The organism is Streptomyces sp. NPDC031064 (assembly GCF_055570965.1).
In genome coordinates this window covers 18,698-40,335 of sequence record NZ_JBVIGF010000015.1, presented here as the reverse complement: position 1 = coordinate 40,335, position 21,638 = coordinate 18,698, and the positions used below count along the sequence as shown (strand labels likewise).

Below are 21,638 nucleotides of genomic sequence, written 5' to 3'. Positions count from 1 at the left end.
TCCCGCTCCTCTTCGCCCCTTCGCCGGGATGCTTTACGGGATGCTTTCCCTTGGGGTCTGGGTTGGGATACCGCCATGCGGAAACTGAGCATTGAAGCCGTCCAACGGTGCCAACACCCGCACCCAGACACATCCGTTGTGACTGAGCGCGCCAGTTGGCCTGGCACCGGCCGCGTCCACTCGAGCCGGTGGCTCGGGACGCTGCTGCGCGCCGGCCGGCTTCTCCTGGCGCTGCGGGGCGAAGGCGACCGGCAGGCTCGTCAGGCGGCGCGCCATCCAGGTGCCCACGACCCGTACCTGATCGTCGTCAACGGCGAGGCGCAGGTCCGGGACGCGCTCGAGGAGCAGGTCGATGCCCGTTTCCGCGATGGAGCGGCCGACGTCCTGGCCAGGACATTCGTGCACGCCCGCGCCGAAGGCGAGGTGGGAGCGGTTGCCCTGCATGGGGACGGTCAGATCGGGGCGTATGGCCGGGTCGAGGGTGGCCATGTCGTTCACCATCCGCGACGGCCGGATCACCGGACTAGCTCGAGCGCTGGATCGCCGACCATGTGAGGGGGCTCGCCCCTGGCATCCGCTCGGAAGCCGAGCGCTGGACCCCTGCCTTGCGCGACGGCGGCACGCGCGGTCTCCCGCGACGACATCCTCGCCCACATGAAATCCGTGGACGGCCGCCATCGACGTGATCAGCATGGCGCCCCGCGGACGCCGTTCACCTGGGCCGAACGGCACGAGCCGATCTTCCACAACCCCACCAGCCGGATCCGGGCCGGGCAGCACGAGTACGGCGTGCTGCAACCGCTCTCGCCGGCAGGTCGAGCGCTCCGTCGCGGCTGCGACGCTGAGCGGCTCCGCACCGACCGGCAACTCGAAGAGGATTCCTGACCCACGCACCCGACCCGCTTCCTCTCGCCCGAGGTTTCGGGCTCGACGAGAAGACCGCGATGCGCTACGCGGATTCCGCACGAGCCCTGCTGGAACAGGCCGCTGAACAGCACCTTCGATGAAATCTGCTCGACCGGGACGCAACGTTGAGGGAATCATGGACCAGTGACGTCGACCGAAGCAGCAGCAATCGCTCTACAGGACCATGCCGCCCTCTGGAGTACGGGCGAAGTCCGCGCGAGCGATGTCGTCAATGCCGCCTGTGACGCGCTCGTCGCCGGACTCGACACCCCCGGCCTTCGTACCCTCGCCGCCTGCACGCGCGCCGAGGCCGACTACGACGTCCACGACCTGCTTCCCACAGCGCTCGACGAACTCGGCCTCACCTTCTATCCGGTCGACAGCGAGGCCGGCAAGAAAGCCGCTGCCCGAGCTCTCGCACGCCACATGCTCGCCGGCGAGCTCACTCCTCGGGAGTTCACTTTCCGGCTTCACCAGCGCTACGGACATGAGCTGCCACTGACTGAGCGGCTCGCCGAACTCGACGACGAGTACGACATCCTCGAATACGGCGACAGAACCGTGGACCAGGTCGATGCCGAGGTCACGGCCGAAGCCCGCCGCCTCGCAGCCCACCCCACGGTTCCGGGCGAACCCACGGATGCGCCCGGCTGACGCACACGGACCGACTCGTGCGTCCTCGCTGCACAGGCTTCGGTGCCTCTGAACCCGCAGGCTTCACCGACCCCGGGACGGGCAGGCCCGCGTGTTGAGGTGTCGCGTATTCGTCAGCCGAGACATGTTCATGGCCTGATGCAGTGACGGGCAGTGATGTTCGGGAGCCCCGCCCTCCGCCGTTTGACCTCGTCATGTGACGGCGGGCTTCCGCTTAATCCAGATAGAGAGCAGCCAAGCGGGGCAGTCGGCGAGTCATTTCGTCGTGGTCATCAAAATCAAAGTTCCAGGTGGGATCCAAATCCTGGTAACGGATGGTGGGTGGGCTCGCGGGGAGCTGATCACCGGTCGCCGAAATGCGTGCGTTCCACGCGATGCCCAGCATGTCTCCACCCTCCAGGTCGCCGCCGTCGGCTGCGGAGGCTTGAACGATGGGCAGTTCTGCCAGGGCATCGGGGTCAGCGACTACGCGCTCGAAGACTTCACGCCCCTGAGCGATCAGCCAGCCCCGGAAGTAGTCGAAGCCGTCGTCAGAGCACCCACCGTTGGCGAGGTAAGCAGCGGCCCACAGAGGATTGGTATAGGAGTCAGCCATCAGGCCCCACAGCACTTGCTCAGATGCGACGATCTCCTCGACCGGCCGGGAGGCCAGCAGCGAGGTCGCCTCGCGAGCGACCGCTTCGGCGTCGTTCGGGTTGGACGTCTGATTGCGGGCTGCCTCAATGAGCTGCCAGAACTGCTGCTTGTTCATGGAGGCAGAGCCTGCCACCTGGTACTGACATTGGGCCGGCCACGGGAGCTTGGCTCATCAGAGCAGCCACGTCGCTGCTGGCCACGAGGGCAGGGGCAAGGCGGGGCAACCCCCTCCCTGCCCTTCACCGGGGGCGGCAGCCGCGGTATGCCGGGACACGGTAGTTGCCACGTGGAGCCGAGCGGGCCAGGCCGGGTTCCACCGCCAGAACGTCCACGCGGTGGCATCGGCGAACGCGGCCGGAGCGCTCTGCGAGCATCGCCAGAGCCTGGTCGCGGGGGCGGGTCGGTCGAGTGCGCGGTGCTCTCGCTTCCGCCGGCCCGCCCCGGTCCCGGCAGACAAGCCGAACCCCGTCGCGCACCACCGCACGCTCGGACCACACCACGCCCCCAGGAATCGTCTCGCCCCGATCACGCCCGACAGCCACGAGCCGCGCTCAAGGCCGCCCTTCTCGAAGGCGCGCCGCCATGAAACACCGGCCACGTCCGCGGCGACGGTGCCCGGCGGCCGAAGCGGGGTGACTGCCACTGTCAGACCCGGGTGGCAGCATCACCGAAGTGAACGCCCTGAGGCGTCCTCAACTCACCTCCGTCGCGAACGAAGAGGAGCATTTCCCTTGCGACTGCATCGCGTAGCGCCCGGCATCGCCGCGGGCATCCTCGCCCCGGCCCTCCTGCTCGCCACCCCGTCCTTCGCCGCCACGGCGGCACCGACCGCGGTGACGGTGCCCGCGGTGTCCTCGTCCGCGGACGAGCCGGACGCCGACGACCTGAGGGTGGCCATAGTCCGGATCCTCGCCGACCCGGACAGCGGCCGGCGTGTGACACGAGAAGCCAACGCCCTCCTGGACGCCAACGACCCCGAGGCGATGCGCGCCTGGCTCGAGACCGGCTACCGCATCGCCCAGGCCGAGGACGACCGCGTCGCCATCGCCCGCATCCTCGCCGACCCGTCCATCAGCCCGGCCCTGCGCGCGGCAGCCAACGCCGCCCTGGACGACAACACACCCGAAGCACTGCGCCACTTCCTGGAAGTCGGCAGGTACCAGGTCGCCTGACCGGCACGGCGCCGCACCACAGCGCGTCGCCCGGGTGGCACCCGCCTGCCGCACGCCCGGTCGCCGGAACGCCGAGAATCCGGGCGGGGCCGCCTGTACCTCCGTGTGCCGGCGGCCCCGCCCGGCAGGCCCTGTGTCGGCTCGGCGCCCTCCGCAGAGCTCTGTGGTCTCGCCGCCCGGTGCGGCCTGGGCCACTGACACCTCCGACAGCAGAAAGCACATTCTTCGATGACCACACAACCCCTACGCACCGAGCGCAGCGGTCCGCAGACCGCTTCCGTCGTGACCGACCTGCCGTTCAAGCCTCAGCTCGTCAAAGCGGTGTTCAGGGACGTGACCTCGTTGCACGTCTCCCGGCCAGCCGCGTGGGCCGCCGCGTCGGTGACGCGGACCGTGCTGACGGAGATCATCGACGCCGCGAGAAGCGCGGCGGCCGAGGAGGCCAGGAAGAGGCTGATTCCCAAGGACCTCGTCTCGGCAATCGACCGGAACGTCGAGGTGGGGGTGGGATCGGCGTGGTACCTGCACAGCCCGACCTTCCACGGCCTGATCGGCGAGATGCGCAACGCCGATGGTGCGCTCGTGTCTCTTCGTGAGCGCCGCGGGGCGCGTACACCCAGTGGTGTGGCTGGCGCCCACCGGTTCGAGGCCGGGGTGAGAAGGCTGCTGGGGAGCCGGGGGGTGAGGGCGGTCCCGGCGATGGTCCGCGACCTGGACGGAATCGCGAGCGTGTTCCTGACGGCCCTGGCCCGGGACGCGGCAAAGGTCGTCCGCGAGGGCGGGGTCAAGCGGTTCGGGACGGTCAGTCTGGTGGTGCCGGGCGAGCCGGCCCCGGCCCCGCTGCTCAAGGACCCCCTCCTCGCCCTGTCCACCCGCCGCGGGGACGGGCGGACTATTGGCGCCGACGACGTCCTGGCCGCCGTCACGATGCGGCTGTTCGGCGATCTCAGACAACGCGCCCTCACCGAGGCAGCCGAGATGACACGGAACACCTCGGCCAACTGATCGGGCCCGCCCCTGCGCTCTGCCCACTGCGCACGGTTCCGACGTGTGCGCGGCTCCCGGAATCGGCCGCCCGCATTCGGCTCCGGTCGCCTCGCGAGAACGGGCTCGTCGCATGGGCGCGGACCGCCGTCCGCAGGCACCCCACTACGCACGGGCGTGACCGGGGCGGACGTGCCGCCCGAGACGATCGGCTGCAGCGGGGTGACGTGCCGGCGACGTCTGCGGGACTGGACCGAGGCCGACGTCTGGCCCCGCCTGCACGCCATCCTCCTCGCCGAACCTCGCACGGCAGATCTGCTGGACATCGACGACGCCGCGATCGACGGCTCGCACCTCAGAGCTTTCAAAGGGGGCTCACACCGGACCTTCGCCGGTCGACCACGGCCGCTCCGGCAGCAAGCACCACCTGATCAACGACCGCTGCGGAACACCTCTCGCAGTGTCCGTGACCAGCGGAAGCCGTCACGAGCCTCCGGATCCGCTACGAGATACGAGCCGACCTTCACCTCGGACTGCTCCAACTCGCCGACTCCGAACCTCATTCTGAAATGATCAGTAAGTCGGCCACTGCAGCGTCCGCGAACTCCCGAGCTGCGGCTGGCTGATGGTGCCGCGGCTCATGGGGACGCCGGTGTCAGCGATCCGCTTGGTAGGCCGTGTCCGGGGTGGTGACAGTCCTGCCGTCGGGGGCGGTGACCGTGAGCGTGCGGTCGCCTCTGATCTGGAAGACGTTGGTGGGCCGCTGATTGTTCTGGGGGTTGCAGACGGGGACCGTGACGGTGAAGAAGGTGCGGTAATTCCCCCCGTCGGACGTGGTCACCCCCGTGACGAAGGTGACCACCCCCTTCTTGGCCGGGTGGCTGCCGTTCGGCGGTTCGAAGAACCACGAGCCGGCCGCGGCCGCCGAGGGGTCCGTCGGCACGACCGTGAGCGAGCCGCCCGCGTTGAACTGCACCGTCCGTACCTTGGTGCCCTCCTGGGTATACGGCTTGGAGAGCTCGAACGCCGTCCGGCCGCCGGGCTGCGGCGGATCGATGAAGTCACGTTCGCTGCCCGCGCACTGTCCGGGGGCGGCCACGGCGGTGGAGCCGTGCTGGGTGAGGAGACCGAGGGCCAGCACCGAGGACAACCCCACGGCGGCGGTTTTCAGATGGCGTCGGTATGGCATGGCGGACCTACTCCCGTCGTATGGACAGTGCAAGGCCGGGCTCGCCGAAAACGGCCAAGCCCCTCGGCGTTGACGCAGCTCAGCGCCGGTGCAGCAAGCGTAGCCAGGCTCTTGTCCGATAGGGCATCGCCAGATCGTGTGGGTTTGCCACTGCGGTGAGGCCGACCGGGCCGGTCCGCGTCGCCGGCGCGGCCACCGACCGGCTGGCAGCAGTGGCCGAGACGGCTTGGGCTGGTCCGGCGCCCGGCCTCCCTTCCTTTCGTGAGGGGCGCTACCTTGCCCGGATGGAGGAGTGGGAGCGCTGGGAGCGGCGGGTGCAGACGGCGGCTCACCCTGTGGCGTACCGGCTGGTGCGCGCGGTCGCCGCCCGCGGTCCGGTGGTGCGGGTGCCGCGGGTTGGTGTGGTGGTGAGCGATGCCCGTCTCGCTCGGGAGGTGCTGACGGACGCCGAAGCGTATACGAAGACCGGGCCGAGCGCGGCAGCCGCCCTGTGGGGCCCGGTGCTCGGCTCGCGGGTGCTGATCACGCTGGAGGGCGCCGAGCATGCGGCGCTGCGCAGGCGGCTCGGCGGGCTGTTCACGCAGGGACACGTGGCGGCCGTGTGCGAACGGGTGCTGCGCGCTCCGCTCGGCGGACTGGAGCGGCGGCTCGCGGCGGGTGAGGAAGTGGACCTCGTCCGGGTGGTCCGGGACGGAGCCGCCGAGGTGATCCGCGAGCTGGTCGGGCTCCCCGCCGGCGGGACCGACTTCACGGAGACCGCCGCAGTGGTGTCGTCCGTACGGCTGTGGCGGACGACGCTGTCCGGGCGCCAACTGGATCGTGCCCGGTCGGCGTTGGCCCGGCTGAGCGAGGCGGCGGTGGCGGCCTACCGGGCCGGCGACGAGACCACGGTGCCGGGGCGACTGCGCGCGCTGGGCTTGGACGAGGCCGAGGCGCGAGGCGCGGTGGGGCTGTTCCTGCTGACGGGCACCGAGACGCTGGTCTCCTTCGTGCCCCGGCTGGTCGCGCTCGCCCACGACACGGGCCGGGGGCCGGAAGGAATCACCGACGCCCTGGTGGAGGAGGCGCTGCGGGTCACATCGCCGACTCCGGTGATGCTGCGCAGCGCGGCTCGGGCGGGGCGGATCGGGGGCGTCCGGGTGGAGGCCGGGGAGCGGGTGGTGATCGCCACGCTGCTGTGCACGGGGGCGTACGGCCCGTTCTCGCCGGACCGGGACCCCTCCGAAACCGCCGGTCTGCGCCGGCTGTGGTTCGGAGCGGGCCCGCACTTCTGCCTGGGGATGCCGCTGGCCATGGCGGAGACCCGCGCGGTGGTCGGGGTCCTGCGGGGCTTCCCGGAGCTGGTGATAGCCGGTCGGCGCCCGGCGCGGGGCGTACTGATCCCCGCCTACGCACGGCTGTCGCTGCGCGCGACACGCTGAACCGCCGGCGCCCGCCCGTCGCGTGTACCTCCGGTCGGGCGGCTCACAACAGCCCCGTGACCGCGAACCCGTGGTGGACACGTGAAGACGGTGGCCCGAATGCGGAAGTGCGCTGGATGGAGGGGGTCCGGCGGGCAGCGTCGACCGGGTCGGCCGCCTCGGCCGAGCGACCCGGCATGGGCCCACGGACGGACGGCCCGCTACGGTCGTGTACATGCAGCCACAGCAGCCGTACCAGGCCCCCGTTCCGCCGCACTCGCCCGTGCCGCCCACCACGGCGGCGCGCAGCAGGGGTCCGCTGGTGGCCGCTGTGCTGGTCGGAGTTCTGGTGGGCGCCGGAGGCGTGGGCGCGGCCTGGGTGCTGACCGGCGGCACGTCGGGCGCGGGCGGTGGCGCCGGGGCGGACGCCCGGGGCGCGTGCGATGCACTGGCCGGCCTGGACGAGTCGAAGGTCGCGACGAAGGGCGAGGAAGGCGAGCAGATGGTGTACCGCTTCGCGGGCGCCTTCGATCTGGCCACGGCCGCCGCGGCAGGCGACTCGTCGTACCGGCCGCTCGCGGACGCCGTTACCCGGGCGCACCACCGTCACCGCCAGGTCTTCGAGGTCGACGCCGAGGTGAAGAAGGAGCTGGCCAAGGCGCGCGGAATCTGCGCTGACCTCTGACCTCCCCTTCGCCGTGGGCCGGGATGAGTGAACCGACCAGGCCGGCTCGGGCGTTCGGGAAGCCGAGCGACGGCAGTCGGCCGCACAGCGGCGCGGCGCTCGCCGCGGCGCCTAGCCATGGGCGGGGAGAGCGGGGATGGCGCCGCAGCCGGCCGGCAACGGAGACCTGCGCCGTATCGGAACCGCCGGCCTTTTCCGCGGGGCCACTCCGTGGTGCGGCTACTCGGTGGTGCGGCTACCTGGTGGTGAGAGCGTTCGGGTAGGTCAACGGTCAGCGGCGGGCGTTCAGGAATTCCGCAGGGCCACGGTCGGGCCTGCGGGCTCATCGTCGTCGGTCGCACTCGGCGAGAAGAGTCGCTTCGGTCGCTGTGCCGGTGTCACCGCCGAGGAGCACAACGTCAACGCGAAGCGGACGGCCCCGCCCACGCTCGGCGCGTGGGACGGCGACGGCAGGCCGGTGGTGGCCGCAGCCACGAGCAGCGGAGGGCGCCATGGACCGTACGGTGCGCCGGAATCCGGACGCGGTTGACGCCGGTGCGCATGGATGGCGAGGCCGGCTACGCCGCCGCCGGGCATGCGCCACGACCGGTTCCATCGCCGCGGAGGGCCGCTGGGCTGTCACGCGCCTGGCGCGTTCCCATGGAGAAGGCCCTGCCTCGGACCAGCGGGCTCCCCGATGCCGTCACCATCTGTAACCTTGCCCCTACGCGCACAGGGCATGCGCCGCGTCCGCACCGGCCCGGCCGGGGGAGCACGGGGGGGGGACAGATGCGACGCTTCTCGCGAGCCACGCTCGGCCTCGTCCTGGTGACCGTCTTCCTGCTGCCGGTGGCCACCAACGTGGCCACCAACGCCGTCCCCGCGCGGCTCGGCCCCTACCTGTGGCTGTCGTGGCCCGCGGCGGTGGTGCTGGCACTCGTGGTGGCGGGGAACGAGGCACGCCGGGCCCGGCAGGACGCGGAGGCGCGGGGCAACGGTGGCGTCGGGCGGCGCGGTGACGGCGCGGAAGACGCAGCCGATGCCAGGGAGAGCCGGACGCTGGCCCGACTCGCGGCGACGGTACGGCGGCAGTGGGAGGAGGAGTCGGCGATCCGCATGCTCCACCGGCCACGGCCGCTGAACGTACGCTGGTCGGCGACGCCCCGCCCGGTGGCGGCCCGGCCGGGCGCGGTCCTCGGCGACACCGTGGGCGGGCGGCCGGTGCGCCTGAGGCTGCACGGTGGACTCACCGACGTCGTACCCCGCTACGTCGCCCTGCCGCGCAAGCAGTTGGTGGTGCTCGGCGAGCCCGGGGCGGGCAAGACGGTACTGGCCATGGTGCTGACGCTCGGACTTCTCGAGCGGCGGTGCGAGCACGGCGGGCCGGTGCCGGTCCTGCTGTCGCTGTCCTCCTGGGATCCGCACGGCGAGCACCTGTCCGCGTGGATCGCCCGCCGGCTCGACGAGGACTATCCCGCACTGGCCAACCCCGAGGCCTACGGAACCGGCGCCGCGACCCGGCTGGTCACCGGCGGCCACATCCTGCCCGTGCTCGACGGACTGGACGAGATGCCCGCCCATCTGCGCCCGGCGGCCCTCGGTGAGATCGACCGGGCGGTCGCGGGCCGCCCCTTCGTCGTCACCTGCCGCAGCGCCGAGTACGAGGCGGCCGTCACCTCCAGCGGACAAGTGCTCGCCACGGCGGCCGTCGTGGAACTCGAACCCGTCGGCGTACAGGAGACCATCGCCTTCCTGACCCATGGCACCGTCAGCAGCGACGCACGCTGGGACCCCGTGTTCGCCCACCTCCGCGAGCAGCCCTTGGCGCCCCTGGCACAGGCCTTGTCGTCTCCGCTGATGGCGTCCCTCGCCCGGTCCGCCTACACCGCGCCCGCCACCGACCCCTCCGAACTGCTCGACACACCCCGGTTCGTGGAGCGCGGGGCGATCGAGCGCCACCTGCTGGACGCGTTCATCCCCGCCGTCTACGCCTCCCGTACCGCGGCGCCCGGGCAGCAGTGGCGCACGGGTTCGGCGCCCGGTTATCGGCCCGAACAGCCACTGCGCTGGCTGACCTTCCTCTCCGCCCACCTGCACCGGCAGGGCACCCGGGACCTGGCCTGGTGGCGGCTCCACCGCGCGCTGTCCCCCTGCGGCAGGCTGGTCGCCGCGCTCGTACTGGAACTCGTCAGCGGACTGGCGGGAGGCTTCGCGGCAGGGCTGTCGGTCGGTGTGCCCGCGGGTCTGGCCGCCGGCGCGGCCGCGGGGGCCGTCGCCGGTCTGCTCGTGCAGCCCCCGGCGTACCCCAAGCAGGTCAACATCCGCCTGCGCGGCCGGGGCCGGCGCCTCGGACGTACGCTCGGCTCGGGACTCACCGTCGGACTGGCCACCGGCGTCGGCGCGGGCGCCGGGGCCGGGCTGCTGGCCGAACTCACGGGCGGGCGTGTCGTCGGGCTGCTGGCCGGACTCGTGGCTGGAATCGGCCTGGGTCTGGCCTTCGGTGTCATGGAGTGGCTGAACAGTCCCGTCGACGCCCTGCGCTCGGCGAGCCCGGAGTCACTGCTGCGCAACGACCGCGCGGTCATGGCCATCCGCATGGCCGTGGAAACCCTCGGCTCCGGGCTGGTCGCCGGTGCCGTGGTCGCACTGGTCATCGAGCACGAGCTGGGCGTCCTCGTGGGCCTCACCGTGGGGCTCGGCACCGGACTCAGCATCGGAACGGCGGGCCGGCTGGTGGGACGGTTCCAGACGGGGCTGCCGGCCTGCACGTGGAGCTGGTTCCTCCTCACCCGCGTCTGGTTCGCACTCCGCGGTGACCTGCCCTGGCGCCTGATGCGGTTCCTCCACGACGCCCACCGCCGCGGAGTCCTGCGCCGGAACGGACCTGTGTACCAGTTCCGGCACGCCCGCCTCCAGGACCACCTGGGCGCTGTGGAGGAGGCCCCGACGCCCTGACCGGGGCCGGGACCGGCACCGGGGCCGGGATGTGACCGCGCCCCCACCGGGTACGGCTGGTCCTTCCCATGGTCAAAAATGCCGTCGCGCTCATCTGTTCGGGTGGCCCGCAGCGACGGCATTGAGCGGGTCGGCAGGCCATACGCGACGCGACTTCGATACTCGCCCCGTGACCGATACCCCTCACACAGTCCCCGGAGTGTCACGGCGCAGCGTCATGACAGGCGTGGGCGTGGCCACCGCGGCGTCCGCCCTGGTGGGCGCGGGCGGATCTGCTTCCGTCGCGTCCGGTGCCGCGACGGCGGGAGGGAACGGCCGTGGCCGGCCGGTTGTGGTGCGCGGGACGATTCTGCACTTCCTCAAGGACCCCGGGGAGACGTCCGATCCGCGGGCGTGGGAGCTGTTCGAGGACGGGGTGCTGGCCGTCGACGCCGAGGGCAAGGTGGCCTGGGCCGGTCCGGCCGGCCGGCTTCCGCACCGGCTGCGTGAAGGCGCGCGGCAGGAGGACCACCGCGGGAAGCTGATCGTGCCCGGCTTCGTCGACACCCATGTTCACGCCAGCCAGGTCGACATCATCGCCTCGTACGGCGAGCAACTGCTGCAATGGCTGGAGAAGTACGTGTTCCCCGCCGAGGCGAAGTTCGGCGACCGGGCACACGCGCGTGCGGTCAGCGGCTTCTTCCTGGACCGGCTGCTGGCAGCCGGGACCACGACCGCGAGTGTCTTCCCCACCGTGCATCCGGTATCGGTCGACGCCTTCTTCGAGCAGGCCGCCGAGCGCGATCTGCGCATGCTGTGCGGGAAGGTCCTGATGGACCGTGAGCCTTACGCGCCGGCCTACCTGCGGGACTCCAGCACCGACCGGGCGGAGCGGGAGACACGCGAGTTGATCGACCGTTGGCACGGCAAGGGCCGACTGGGCTACAGCCTCACCCCGAGATTCGCCCCCACCTCCACCGAGCGACTGCTGACCATGGTCGGCCGGCTCCACCGCGACCACCCCGACCTGTGGCTCCAGACGCACGTGTCCGAGAACCAGGACGAGGTCGCCCTGGTCAAGAAGCTGTTCGGCGGCCGCTCCTACGTGGACGTCTACCACCGGTACGGGCTGGTGACCGGCAAGTCGCTGTTCGCCCACGCCATCCACATCGACGACACCGACCGCTCCCGGCTGGCCGACGCCGGGTCGGCCATCGCGTTCTGCCCCACGTCCAACCTGTTCCTCGGCAGTGGTCTGTTCGACCTGCACTCCGCCCGCCGGCAGAAGGTGCACGTCGGTATGGGGACCGACATCGGGGCGGGCACCAGCTACTCCATGCTGCAGACCCTCAACGAGGCGTACAAGGTCACCGCCCTGCGCGGACGGGGGCTGTCCGCCTACCGCGGCTTCTACCTCGCCACCCTCGGCGGCGCCCAAGCGCTCGACCTCGACCGGTCCATCGGCAACTTCACCGTCGGCAAGGAAGCCGACTTCACCGTTCTGGACTGGGCCGCCACCCCGGTCCTCGCCCGTCGCACGGAAGCGGCCAAGACCTTCGACGAACGGCTCTTCGCCCTGATGATCCTCGGAGGCGAACAGGCCGTCACCGCCACGTACGTGCTGGGCAACCGCGTCTACGAGCGGCAGCCCTGAGCCCGACGTCCACGAACGTCCACGAACGTCCACGTACGTCCGCGGCGCCCGCGTCATCGTGTGTCGCGCAGCTCCAGAAGGTAGGTGGCGGTCAGCGCGACGCCACGGTCTTCGTCGTGTGACAGATCCGCGAGAGCACGTGACGTGGTGCTCCCCGGGATGTCCGCGAGCGCCTGGGTCAGCCGTCGGCGTGCGGGCGTTTCGACGGTGCCGTTGGCCAGGCGGTCGACGAGGCTGGTGGCGATGTGATCCGCCAACGCCGAACCGGACGCCGAACCGGACGCCGGACCGGACGCCGGACCGGACGCCGGACCGGACGCCGGATCACTCGCCAGCGCGTGCAGTGCGTCGGCCGCGTCGACGTCGTTCATGCCCTCGACGATCATGTCGATGAGCGTCGGGACCGCGTCGGACACCCCGCGGGCCCCGAGTGCCAGAGCCGCGCATCCGCGGACCACGAGTTCGGTGTCCGTGAGGGCGTCCCGCAGCAGTGCGGTCGCCTCGCCGGTCGGGATCTCGGCGATGGACTGGACGGCTCGTTTGCGTACTTCGGCCACTGGTGAGCGAAGGCCCCGCGCCAGCAGGGCCGGTCCATCGTCGCCCGACTGCGCCAGCGCCCATCGAAGGGCCCCGGCGACGTGCGGGTCCGTCTCGCTCAGCGCTGCCTCGACCAGGGCCTCCACCGGCACCGGGGCCTCCTCGACCGAGGCCAGGGCGGCGCGCTGGCGCTTCCCGGCGCTCTCCGATGCCAGGGCGTGCAGGAGTGCGACGGTCTGGAGGACGTCCTCCCATCCGGCGGGTTCCGCGGCACCGATGCGACGGAGTCGCGTGAGCAGCTCCGTCTCGCGCGCGATGCGTTCTCGCGTCTGGCGGATGAGGTCGTCGACGAGCTGTGAGGGCTTGAAGCCGGGATCGTCCAGCGCGCGCCCGACCTCACGCAGTGACAGCCCCAGTGACCGCAGGCTCTCGATGTGGAAGATTCGCCGGATGTCCTCGCTGGAGTACTCGCGGTAGCCGGCCTCGGTACGCCCCGTCGGCCGCACCAGGCCGAGCGAGTCGTAATGTCTGAGCATGCGGGCGCTGACCCCGGACCGTCGTGCCACATCACCGATCAACACTGCCTGTCAGCCCTCCTTGCCGGTCGTGCCGAGGACCACGATGCGCTTCGCCTCCTCGATCGCGAACTCGAATCCGGCGTCCGGGTCGCGCAACAGCCGTTCCGTGGCGATCGCGTGCCCGCGCACGCGGGGGTCGGCATCCGTCATCGCGGCCCGCAGGGGCGGCATGATCACCTCGCCGAGCGCGATCAGCGCCCGGCTGAGGCTCAACCGCGTCTCGCGCTCGCCGCGCCCGAGTTGTGTCGCCAGCACGTGGGCCAACCGCGGTTCCTCGCCTTCGGGTACGAGTACGACCGCTGCCCGCCAGGCGCTCCGCGCCACCTCGTCGTCGGCGTCGGTCAGAAGCGCCCGGGTGATCGCCGGCCACGCCTGCCGGTCCCCGATCTTGGACAGCGTGTGCAACGCCTGGCTGCGTGCCTGCGCACGCTGCGAGCGGAGTTCGTCCACGAGCCTTGGGACCGTCGTCGACGGGGAGTGGCGGGTGAGTGCCCACGTCAGCATCTCGCGTACGGAGAAATCGGGCTCGATCGCGCACCGTTCGATGAGCTTGTCGATGAACCGCGGGTCCGGGGTCGTGCCGACCGCCAGTGCGGCCTTCAGCCGTACCGACGAGCTGCTGTTCTCCAGCCCCTTCTCCCGCTCCTGGAAGGCTCGTGTCGTGTTCGTGTCCTCTTTCGGCATGGTCCGAAGTGAAGACCTTGTCACCGTGTCAAGGTCAAGGGCACGAGCCGTGACATCTCCGCGAGCGGCAGTGCGGGGTTGGCGGCCGCCGCTTGCGCCACGTCGGGGTCGTCGTCGGCGAGCAGGCCGGTCACGACCCGGGACGGCAGGGCCGGGTGCCCGGCGGCTGTGCGCCTGGCCCGCGTGTCCGCCAGGCAGGCGAGCAGGGACAGGGGCGTCGCGTGGGGGTGCCGGGCGACTTCGCGCAGCGCCTTGGGCACCGTCGGTTCATGGTGTGCCAGGTCCTCCAGCAGCGCCGGTGGTACGTCCGGGTTGGCCGCGACCTTGGCGACGACCCGGGCTCCGTGCCGGTCGACCATGGCGCGCAACCGGGCTTCGGACAGGCCCGGATGCCCCGCGATGGACTTGACCACCTTCGCGTCCGGGTCGGCGGCCAGCGCGTCGCGGATGCCGGCCGGCAGGTCGCGCCGTTCGGCCAGGAGCATGCGGACGGCCGGATGGGGCGATGTGGCCAGCGCCTCGACCTCGGCGGCACCGGCGGCGGCGATCCGGGGCACAAGGGTCGGGCCGATCCTGGCCGTACCGGCCACCTGGGCGAGTACGTCGAGCGGCACCCGGGGGTTGAACGCGAGGCTGCGCCGCACCTCGGAGTCGGCGTCCGTGGCCAGCAGGCGCATCAGCGCCTCGCCGGTCGCAGGGTTCTGGGCGAGGTCGGCCCGGACGCCGGGAGAGGGGTCGCCGGCGAGGCGTTCGCAGACCTCCGGCGGCAGGTCGGGGCGGGCGGCGAGCTGCCAGCGCAGCAGCATGGAGGGGTGGTCGGCGAAGCCGATGACGGCTTCGGTGGGCGTGGCCGGGTTGCGCAGCGCCCGCTCGTACAGGTCGTGGACGGTGGACTGGTGGGAGCCGTCGCACGCGGCGCCCGGTCGCAGATCGCAGTCGGGCCGCGGGCAGGAGGGGTCGTGCACGAAAGGCGTCGCCTCGCGGTCGCAGACCAGGCACCGCTGGGCCGGCGGCAGCCCCTCGCCCGTGATCAGCATCGCCAGCACGTCCGGTGGCGTCCTGTCGTTGGCGGCCACCGCGCTGCGGACTTCGGCGTGCGGGTGCCGCGCGAGTCGGGCCGCCATCCACGGCGTCGTCCACAGCGCGAGCTCGGCGACGACGCGTATGTCCGCGTCGACGGCGAGTGTCTGAGTGACGTCGGGCGGAAGGCCGGGGCAGGCGGCGAGCTTCTCCCGGTGCCGCACGTCCGGGTCCCCGGCGAGGAGGCGGGCCCACGCAGCGCTGCCGGCGCCCTCGTCGAGCAGGGCGAGCGCGACGCGCGGCCGGGTGACCGGATCGACGTCGGCGACGGTGAGCCTGCCCGTGTGGGCAAGCCGCACGGCCGGCTCCTCGCCCCGTGCCGCGAGCGCGAGGGACTGGGCATGGCTCAGGTCCTCGCGGTCGGCGAGGGCCTCGGCGAGCTCGCCGTCGGCGATCTCGATCAGCCGGTCGACCAGCTCGGACGGCAGGGCGGGGTTGGTCGCGAGACCGCACAGGACATGGTTCACGGAGGCATCCTGCCGGAGGCGGGGAGGGTGCGGTGGTCGGGGGCGGACGCGCTGAACGGGGCGACCCGGATGCACCTGGGCGCCCCTGGGGTCCGGGCCCGGGAGAGAGCCCGGATACCGCTGAAGCCGACGAGTGGGCCGCGTGGAACCCGGTGGAACCCATTGGTTCCGTGCGGGACGCAGCGGGCGTTGGTCCGCCCGCCGCCCGCCCGCAATCAGCACCGGCAGCGGGCGGCAGTGGACCTCCGCGCCCGCGGGGGCGCCGTCGCGTCGGTGTACGCCACGGCGTGGACGCCCTCCCCGTCCAGCGACGCGCCCTCGGTGTGGGCGGCGGTGTAGGCCTGCGGGCCGAGCGCGGAGCGGGCGGCGGTCATGGCGCGGTTCACGTCAGCGCGTTCCGCCGGCGGCAGCGGAGCGCCGGCCGAGGTGCGGGCGGCTTCGGCCGCGCCGAGGAGGAGCGCCGCCCGGCGATGGTGGCCGGTGAGGGTGAAGGCGCCGGCCAGGCCCTCCAAGGCGAGGGCACGCGCGCGTGGATCGCCCAGGTCGTTGGCGGCCTCCAGGCCCTTAAGGTGCAGTTCACGGGCCGTGGCGGCGTCGCCCCGGAGTTCGGCGACGAAGCCGAGTTCGGCCGTCACGAGCGTGACGCCCGGCCCGTACCCGGCCTTGGTGAACCAGGCGAGCAGGGGACGGAGGTGGGACTCCGCCAGCGCGTAGTCGCCCTCCCGGCGCGCGCCGAGCGCGAGACCGAGCTCCACGTCGACCTCCCCGGACCTGAAGTGGTGTTCCCGTGCCAGCTCGCGGGCGCGCTCGTGGTACGTGCGGGCCTGGGCGTGGTGTCCCGTCAGGAGGGCCAGTCTGCCCAGGCCGCACAGGCGCTGAGCGGCCTCCCGCGCCAGGCCGAGTTCCTCCGCGACGGCCAGCCCCTCGCGGTGCAGCCGGCCGGCCGCCTCGTAGTCGCCACCGATCTCGCTGAGCGCCGCCAGCGGGAAGACGGTCTGGAGCCACCCCCACCGGTCACCGGCCGCACGGAACAGCCTCGCGCTCTCCTCGCCGTCGCGCCGGACGGCCGCCAGGTCACCGCGGGCCATGGCGTGCCGCGCGCGCACGCTCAGCGCGGCGGCCGTCCCCCAGCCGTCGCCCAGCGCCGCGAAGCCGTCGAGGGCACGGTTGACGAGGGCCTCGCCGGCCGCGACCGCCCCGGCGCCCATCTGGGCCGTACCCAGGAACCACAGCGCGGTGGCGTGCCCGGCGGGGTCGTCGACCTCGTCGTACGCCGCCAGGGCGGCCCCGATCCGCCCCGCCGTGTCCCCGTTCCCGTCGGCATCGGCCATCACGCCGATCCCCGTACGCCACGCCATGGCCAGGGCCCGCTCGGGCGTCAGCCGCTCCGGCACCAGCCGCTCGGCCACCGCCCCCTCCCGCACCCCCCGCTCCGGCACCCCTCGCTCCGGCACCGCCCCCTCCCGCACCGCCCGCTCCGGCACCGCCCGCCCGGGCACCGGCCGCTCGGCCACCGCCCCCTCCGGCACCAGCCGCCCCGGCACCGCCCGCTCCGGCACCGCCCGCCCGGGCACCGCCCCCTCCGGCACCGCCTGCTCCGGCACCCCCCGCTCCGGTACCGCCCCCTCCCGCACCGCCCGCTCCGGCACCGCCCGCTCCGGCACCGCCCGCCCGGGCACCGCCCGCTCCGACACCGCCCCCTCCAGCACCGCCCGCTCGGCCACCGCCCCTTCCGGCACCAGCCGCCCCGGCACCTCCCGCTCCGGCAGGGGGCCGAGCACGCTGTCCAGTGCCCTCGACGCCTCGGCGAGTCTGCCGCGCAGTACCCAGTACCAGGCCAGCGCGTTCACCATGCGCACTGCCCGCTCGCCGGCGTTCGCCGCCACGGCGTGGTCGAGCGCCCGGCGGAGGTCGGCGCCCGCGCCGTCCAGCCGCTCCAGCCACCGCTGTTGCTCGGGCCCGCGCAGCAGCGGAGCGGCGCGCAGAGCGAGACGGCTGTAGTAGAGGCTGTGCCGTTCGCGTACGGCGCCGCTCTCGCCGGCCTCGGTCAGTCGCTCGCGCCCGTATGCCCTGACGGTCTCCAGCAGGTGGTACGCGGTCGTGTCGGGACGGTCCGAGAGCACCACCAGGGACCGGTCGACAAGGCTCTCCAGCAGACCCGGTACGTCGGCCACCGGGACACCGTCACCGGCGCACACCGCTTCGGCCGCCTCCAAGGTGCAGCCTCCGGCGTGGACGGACAACCGCCGAAGTACGGTGCGTTCGGCAGCCGTGAGGAGGTCCCAGCTCCAGTCGAGCACGGCACGCAGGGTGCGCTGGCGCTCGGGGGCGTCCCGTGCGCCGCCGGTCAGCACTCCGAACCGGTCGCCCAGCCGGTTCAGCAGCCCGTGCACGCCCGCCGTCCGCACGCGGGAGGCGGCCAGTTCCAGCGCGAGCGGGATGCCGTCGAGGCGCCGGCACAGGAGGGCGACGGCTTCCGCGTCGGGCCCGCCGGCTGCGAGGGCGGGCGTGGCGGCACGTGAGGTGAACAGCTCGACGGCATCCGGGAGGGACAGGGGCGGCACCTGCCACACCGCCTCGCCGGTGATGCGCAGCGGTTCCTGACTGGTCGCCAGGACCGTCAGTCCCGGGGCTTCGCGCAGCAGTGCCGCGACGACGGCGGTCACCGGCCGTACCACGTGCTCGCAGTTGTCCAGTACGAGCAGGGTGCGGCGGCCGCCGAGGGCGCCGATCAGCCGCCGCACGGGGGACGGCTTCGCCTCGCCGTCCTCCGCGTGCTCCTCCCGGATGCCCAGCACCTTCATCACCGCCTCGGCGACGGCCGAGGTGGCCTCCGGCGCCGGGCGGGCGGCTCCCGGTCGCGGTTCGAGTGAGGCCAGTTCCACCAGCCACACGCCGTCGGGGAAGTCATCCGCCGCCCGCCGCGCGCTCTCCACGGCCAGCCTCGTCTTGCCGACCCCGCCGGGTCCGGTGAGGGTGACCAGGCGGGAGTCCGCCATCGTGCGGGCGATTCCGTCGAGGGCGTCGTCGCGCCCGACGAGGCGGGTGACGGGCGCCGGGAGGCGGGCGGTGTGCAGGCGGGCGGCGTTCGGGCGGGTGGCGTTCGGGCGGGTGGCGTTCGGGCGGGGCGGCGTGTCCAGTGCGGGGTCCTGTCGCAGGATCGCCTGCCGAAGGGCGACGAGTCCCGGGCCGGGCACGAGTCCGAGCTCCTCGTCCAAGCGGCGGCGCAGCGCCTCGTAGCTGTCGAGCGCTTCGGTCTGCCGGCCCGCTCTGTACAGGGCGCGCATGTGCGCGGCACGCAGTCGTTCGCGGAGCGGATGTGCGGCGAGGAGGGCATCGAGCTCGGCGAGGAACGTGCGCTCCTCCCCCAGTTCCAGTCGCGTCTCCGCCAGTTCCTCCAGAACGGTGAGCCGCTCCTCCGACAGCCGGGCGATCTCCGCGCGGGCGAAGGGCTCGTCGGTGAACCCGGCGAACGGCTCGCCCCGCCACAGGCCGAGCGCTTCGGACAGTTCCGCCGCCCTCGCCCGCGGTGCGGTACCCGTCCGCCGCGGTCGCGCGAGCGCGCTGAACCGTCCCGCGTCGACGGCGTCGGCGCCGATCCGCAGCGCGTAGCCCCCGGCCTCGGAGACCAGCGGTTCGGGCTCGTCCGGCGCGGCGCGCCGCAGCACCCGGCGGAGCTGGGAGACCTTGCCCTGAAGGGCGTTGCGCGGGTGGTCCGGCAGCTCGTCCCCCCACAGGTCGTCCACCAGCCGGTCCGCGGACACCGCACGACCGGGCGCCACCAGCAGCCGGGCCAGGAGCGTCCGTACCTTCGCACCGGGCACCGGTACGGGACGGCCGTCCGCCCCCCACACCGTCAGCGGTCCCAGCACTCCGAAACGCACCGCACACCCCTCCCTCTCGCAGCCCTGCCGCGGTCCTGTCGGCGGACCCACCATGCACCGGCAGCGCACCGACAGTGCACCAACAGCCGGTCAACAGCCCCCTCGGCGAGGCTGTTCCCACACCGGCCACCACGGGAAGGAAGACCATGACCAGGAACGAAGCCACCACCACGCACGACACCCGCCGCACCGTCACGGTGATCGGCCTGGGGAACCTGGGCCGCGCCCTCGCCCGTACGCTGTTGCGGGCGGGCCACCGCACCACCGTGTGGAACCGGTCGCCCGGCAGGGCCGACGGCCTGGTCGCCGCCGGAGCGGTACGGGCGGACACCGTGGAGCAGGCGGTCACGGCGAGCGACCTCGTCATCGTCTGCGTACTGGACCACGACGCCGTACGGCAGGTCCTCGACCCGGCTGCCGGCGCCCTGGCCGGCCGCGTGGTGGTGAACCTGACCTCCGGGACCCCCCGGTCCGCCCGGGAGTTGGACGCGTGGGCCACCGCGCGGGGTGCCGCGTACCTCTCCGGCGCGGTGTACGGGGTGCCGGAGACCATCGGCACACCCGAGACGTTCGTCCTCTACAGCGGACCGTCCGATGCCTTCGACGCGCACGGCGCGCTGCTCGAACTGCTCGGGGACAGTACGTTCGTGGGCACCGACGCGGGCCTGGCATCCGTCTACGACATCGCCCTGTTGAGCGGGATGTACGGCATGTTCGCCGGGTTCTTCCAGGCGGTGGCCCTGGCGGACTCCGCCGGTATCAAGGCCGGGGAACTCACCGAGCTGCTGCTGCGCTGGCTCACCGGGGCGGCCGGCGCCCTGCCCGGATTCGCGCGAGAGATCGACTCCGGCGACTACGCCACCGAGACGTCCAACCTGTCCATCAACGCCACCGGACTGGCCAACATCCTCAGCGCATCACGCGCCCAGGGAGTCGGCACCGGTCTCCTGGCCCCGCTGCACGCCCTCTTCCAGCAGCAGATCGACCAGGGCCACGCGGCGGCCAGCCTGTCCCGCACGATCGAGTCCCTCCGGCCCGCGTCCCGGCCGGCCTGAGCCGGCTCCGTTCCCCGGGGGCGGGGGCCATCGCCGGGCCGGCCGAGCGGTCAGCCGTGGCGGCGGCGCCTGACCGCCCAGCCGGCAGCGAGTGCGGCGCTTGCCGTGAAGGTGAGGCCGATGCCCATCTGCCAGGCCGCGCGGTCGGAGGACGAGGCGCCGCCCAGTCCGCCACGAGCCCCACGCGTCGGGGTCGGCGTGGCGGTCGGCGGCGGGGTGGTCGTCGGGGTGGCGGTCGGCGGCGTGGGTGTCGCGGCCCGTGGCGCGACGGCGCCGGCGCGTCGGGGCAGCGCCTCGCAGGCGATGCCGTCATCGGGGCCCGGGTCCTCGTCAAGACGGTGCGGATCGCTCGGATCGCTGTTGAAGACCGCCTGCGCGTCCTCCTGGAACGCGAAGTCGCGGCAGTCGAGGTCCTGGGCGTGTGCGGTGGCGGCCAGGGGTACGACCGACGCGATGGCGATCAGGATCCCGGCGGACGCGGAACGGCGATTCATCATCCCGGCTCCCTTCCGGCCGACTGGCTCAGCCGGAGTCCGACGCTACGGATCATGGACGCGACCAGCGAGCGTTCGTAGACCGAACGAGTGACCGCCCCAAGCTCGGTGGGGCATCGCCCACCGCACTGCGGCGGCGTGATGGGCGATGCCCCCGCCGCTGCTCGCGTGTCGGCAGGGCTGTCAGCGGTGGGTGTCAGAATCCGCCGTATGACGCTGTGCGACTACTTCTCCGCCGCCGACGACCGGGCCGCCGTCGGGGTCCTCGGGGTTCCGGGAGGCCCCGGGCAGGCGGGGCTTGACGTGGTCTTCCTCAGGAACGTCGATCCGGTCGTCGCGATCGGGCAGCTCGAGGCCGTCGTGACGGGCCGCGGTTACGAGGAGGTCAGTGGGGACCCACGGTTCGGGCACCTGTTGTCATCGGCGGAGGAGGGGCCTCCTTTTGTGGTCGGCGTGTCGGACGGCCTGTTCGATGCCCTCGTCTCGGCGACGGAGGAGGACCTCGTTCGCTTCGCCGGGCCGTGGTCGTCGACCGATGAACTCCGGCGGATACCGATCAGCGCCGAGGGTGCGGCTGGTGTTCTCAAGAGCCTGGCCGGACTGGCCCGTCGTGCTCGGGCCTCCGGGTTGCGGCTCTATTGCTGGTGGTCCCTGTGAATCGGCGGC

Annotated in this window: 18 protein-coding genes; 10 read left to right on the top strand and 8 right to left on the bottom strand. The window is 72.7% G+C overall.

Features of this window, described 5'->3' with window-relative positions; translation table 11 throughout:
- Positions 1–33: 33 nt before the first annotated feature.
- The gene (locus ACZ46W_RS35040) at positions 34–489 is read right to left on the bottom strand and encodes a hypothetical protein (RefSeq protein ID WP_468346407.1); all 456 of its coding nucleotides are present in this window, start codon (positions 487–489) and stop codon (positions 34–36) included.
- Between the two features lie 165 nt (positions 490–654).
- On the opposite strand from ACZ46W_RS35040, the gene ACZ46W_RS35035 reads away from it, so the two are divergent.
- Complete coding sequence (locus tag ACZ46W_RS35035) at positions 655–885, top strand: hypothetical protein (protein ID WP_468346405.1); 231 nt, start codon at positions 655–657, stop codon at positions 883–885.
- 165 nt (positions 886–1,050) lie between these two features.
- Complete coding sequence (locus tag ACZ46W_RS35030; protein ID WP_468346403.1) at positions 1,051–1,560, top strand: hypothetical protein; 510 nt, start codon at positions 1,051–1,053, stop codon at positions 1,558–1,560.
- Between the two features lie 214 nt (positions 1,561–1,774).
- Here ACZ46W_RS35030 and ACZ46W_RS35025 read toward each other — a convergent pair whose 3' ends face one another.
- Positions 1,775–2,311, bottom strand: coding sequence for a DUF4240 domain-containing protein (locus tag ACZ46W_RS35025; protein WP_468346401.1), 537 nt, complete (start codon positions 2,309–2,311; stop codon positions 1,775–1,777).
- A 616-nt stretch (positions 2,312–2,927) separates the two neighbouring features.
- On the opposite strand from ACZ46W_RS35025, the gene ACZ46W_RS35020 reads away from it, so the two are divergent.
- Entirely contained in the window at positions 2,928–3,368 is a 441-nt protein-coding gene (locus tag ACZ46W_RS35020) for an ALF repeat-containing protein (RefSeq protein WP_403686203.1), read from the top strand.
- A 228-nt stretch (positions 3,369–3,596) separates the two neighbouring features.
- The gene (locus tag ACZ46W_RS35015; protein WP_468346399.1) at positions 3,597–4,373 is read left to right on the top strand and encodes a hypothetical protein; all 777 of its coding nucleotides are present in this window, start codon (positions 3,597–3,599) and stop codon (positions 4,371–4,373) included.
- Between the two features lie 634 nt (positions 4,374–5,007).
- Here ACZ46W_RS35015 and ACZ46W_RS35010 read toward each other — a convergent pair.
- Positions 5,008–5,541: a hypothetical protein gene (locus ACZ46W_RS35010; protein WP_468346397.1), complete on the bottom strand. Its 534-nt coding sequence runs from the start codon at positions 5,539–5,541 to the stop codon at positions 5,008–5,010.
- 284 nt (positions 5,542–5,825) lie between these two features.
- Here ACZ46W_RS35010 and ACZ46W_RS35005 point away from each other — a divergent pair, with 284 nt between their 5' ends.
- From ACZ46W_RS35005 to guaD, 4 genes are all read left to right on the top strand, one after another.
- A complete protein-coding gene (locus ACZ46W_RS35005; RefSeq protein WP_468346395.1) occupies positions 5,826–6,962 on the top strand; it encodes a cytochrome P450 in 1,137 nt (378 codons plus the stop codon).
- A 214-nt stretch (positions 6,963–7,176) separates the two neighbouring features.
- On the top strand, positions 7,177–7,626 hold the full coding sequence (locus tag ACZ46W_RS35000; RefSeq protein ID WP_468346393.1) for a hypothetical protein: 450 nt from the start codon (positions 7,177–7,179) through the stop codon (positions 7,624–7,626).
- A 768-nt stretch (positions 7,627–8,394) separates the two neighbouring features.
- On the top strand, positions 8,395–10,560 hold the full coding sequence (locus tag ACZ46W_RS34995; RefSeq protein ID WP_468346391.1) for an NACHT domain-containing protein: 2,166 nt from the start codon (positions 8,395–8,397) through the stop codon (positions 10,558–10,560).
- A 199-nt stretch (positions 10,561–10,759) separates the two neighbouring features.
- Entirely contained in the window at positions 10,760–12,193 is a 1,434-nt protein-coding gene (gene guaD, locus ACZ46W_RS34990; protein ID WP_468346389.1) for a guanine deaminase, read from the top strand.
- A gap of 53 nt (positions 12,194–12,246) precedes the next feature.
- Here the strand turns inward: guaD and ACZ46W_RS34985 are convergent, their stop codons facing one another.
- The 4 genes from ACZ46W_RS34985 to ACZ46W_RS34970 form a co-directional block, all read right to left on the bottom strand.
- Positions 12,247–13,311 (bottom strand): MerR family transcriptional regulator, encoded by a 1,065-nt coding sequence (locus ACZ46W_RS34985; protein ID WP_468346387.1) that lies wholly within the window; start codon positions 13,309–13,311, stop codon positions 12,247–12,249.
- A 6-nt stretch (positions 13,312–13,317) separates the two neighbouring features.
- Positions 13,318–13,992 carry a HEAT repeat domain-containing protein gene (locus ACZ46W_RS34980; protein ID WP_468346385.1) on the bottom strand — a complete coding sequence of 225 codons (675 nt, stop codon included), beginning with the start codon at positions 13,990–13,992 and terminating at the stop codon, positions 13,318–13,320.
- A gap of 20 nt (positions 13,993–14,012) precedes the next feature.
- Positions 14,013–15,539: a hypothetical protein gene (locus tag ACZ46W_RS34975; protein ID WP_468346383.1), complete on the bottom strand. Its 1,527-nt coding sequence runs from the start codon at positions 15,537–15,539 to the stop codon at positions 14,013–14,015.
- 215 nt (positions 15,540–15,754) lie between these two features.
- Positions 15,755–19,423 carry an AfsR/SARP family transcriptional regulator gene (locus tag ACZ46W_RS34970; protein WP_468346382.1) on the bottom strand — a complete coding sequence of 1,223 codons (3,669 nt, stop codon included), beginning with the start codon at positions 19,421–19,423 and terminating at the stop codon, positions 15,755–15,757.
- Positions 19,424–19,569: 146 nt separating this feature from the next.
- Here ACZ46W_RS34970 and ACZ46W_RS34965 point away from each other — a divergent pair, with 146 nt between their 5' ends.
- Positions 19,570–20,478 carry an NAD(P)-dependent oxidoreductase gene (locus tag ACZ46W_RS34965; RefSeq protein ID WP_468346380.1) on the top strand — a complete coding sequence of 303 codons (909 nt, stop codon included), beginning with the start codon at positions 19,570–19,572 and terminating at the stop codon, positions 20,476–20,478.
- A gap of 50 nt (positions 20,479–20,528) precedes the next feature.
- Here the strand turns inward: ACZ46W_RS34965 and ACZ46W_RS34960 are convergent, their stop codons facing one another.
- Positions 20,529–20,972: an excalibur calcium-binding protein gene (locus ACZ46W_RS34960; RefSeq protein ID WP_468346378.1), complete on the bottom strand. Its 444-nt coding sequence runs from the start codon at positions 20,970–20,972 to the stop codon at positions 20,529–20,531.
- 210 nt (positions 20,973–21,182) lie between these two features.
- Here ACZ46W_RS34960 and ACZ46W_RS34955 point away from each other — a divergent pair, with 210 nt between their 5' ends.
- On the top strand, positions 21,183–21,629 hold the full coding sequence (locus ACZ46W_RS34955; protein ID WP_468346376.1) for a hypothetical protein: 447 nt from the start codon (positions 21,183–21,185) through the stop codon (positions 21,627–21,629).
- Positions 21,630–21,638: the final 9 nt, after the last annotated feature.

Coding starts and splice junctions, on each gene's coding strand:
- ACZ46W_RS35040 (WP_468346407.1), bottom strand. CDS start 489: ATGGCCACCCTCGACCCGGCCATACGCCCCGATCTGACCGTCCCCATG.
- ACZ46W_RS35035 (WP_468346405.1), top strand. CDS start 655: ATGAAATCCGTGGACGGCCGCCATCGACGTGATCAGCATGGCGCCCCG.
- ACZ46W_RS35025 (WP_468346401.1), bottom strand. CDS start 2,311: ATGAACAAGCAGCAGTTCTGGCAGCTCATTGAGGCAGCCCGCAATCAG.
- ACZ46W_RS35015 (WP_468346399.1), top strand. CDS start 3,597: ATGACCACACAACCCCTACGCACCGAGCGCAGCGGTCCGCAGACCGCT.
- ACZ46W_RS35010 (WP_468346397.1), bottom strand. CDS start 5,541: ATGCCATACCGACGCCATCTGAAAACCGCCGCCGTGGGGTTGTCCTCG.
- ACZ46W_RS35005 (WP_468346395.1), top strand. CDS start 5,826: ATGGAGGAGTGGGAGCGCTGGGAGCGGCGGGTGCAGACGGCGGCTCAC.
- ACZ46W_RS35000 (WP_468346393.1), top strand. CDS start 7,177: ATGCAGCCACAGCAGCCGTACCAGGCCCCCGTTCCGCCGCACTCGCCC.
- ACZ46W_RS34995 (WP_468346391.1), top strand. CDS start 8,395: ATGCGACGCTTCTCGCGAGCCACGCTCGGCCTCGTCCTGGTGACCGTC.
- ACZ46W_RS34980 (WP_468346385.1), bottom strand. CDS start 13,992: ATGCCGAAAGAGGACACGAACACGACACGAGCCTTCCAGGAGCGGGAG.
- ACZ46W_RS34965 (WP_468346380.1), top strand. CDS start 19,570: ATGACCAGGAACGAAGCCACCACCACGCACGACACCCGCCGCACCGTC.
- ACZ46W_RS34960 (WP_468346378.1), bottom strand. CDS start 20,972: ATGAATCGCCGTTCCGCGTCCGCCGGGATCCTGATCGCCATCGCGTCG.
- ACZ46W_RS34955 (WP_468346376.1), top strand. CDS start 21,183: ATGACGCTGTGCGACTACTTCTCCGCCGCCGACGACCGGGCCGCCGTC.